A 613-nucleotide genomic window follows, 5' to 3' on the forward strand; every position below is an offset into this window, starting at 1 on the left:
TTCTTCGCCTACGCCTACCGGCTCTGGTTCGGGTACGGCATCGAAGGCGCCGCCGCCCCGACCATGTTCACCGCGCTGCTCATCGGCGTCTGCGCCGGTTTTCTCCCGCACAACCTGCACCCGGCCCGGATCTTCATGGGCGACTCCGGCTCGATGCTGATCGGCCTGATGCTCGCCGCCGCCGCGATCACCCTGACCGGGCGCCTGGACCCCGAGGTCATCGCCGCGCAGGCGGGCTCCGAGACGTTCGCCACCCACAAGCTCGTGCCGGTGTATATCCCGCTCGTGCTGCCGTTCGCGGTGCTCATCGTGCCGCTGATCGACCTGGTGATGGCGGTCACCCGGCGCGGCTGGGCCGGCCGGTCGCCGTTCGCCGCGGACAAGGGCCACCTGCACCACCGGCTGCTGGAGATCGGGCACTCGCACAGCCGCGCGGTGCTGATCATGTACTTCTGGTCCGGCCTGATCGCGTCGTTCACGGTGCTGATTTCGGTCCGTCCGGACCGGCGGCCGATTGTGTACGCGGGTCTCGGATTCATCGCGCTGGGACTGCTGGTGCTGATGCTGCCGTGGTTCCGGCCGCGGGTTCCGAAGACGCTGCACGGTGTGGTGC

1 protein-coding gene is annotated in these 613 nt (G+C 69.0%); it reads left to right on the forward strand.

What is annotated here, in order from left to right:
* Window positions 1-613 (forward strand): MraY family glycosyltransferase (locus AC1DSF_RS30565; protein ID WP_478184064.1); only part of this gene is annotated, 613 nt, incomplete at both ends.

The organism is Variovorax sp. 01N429, from assembly GCF_056399425.1.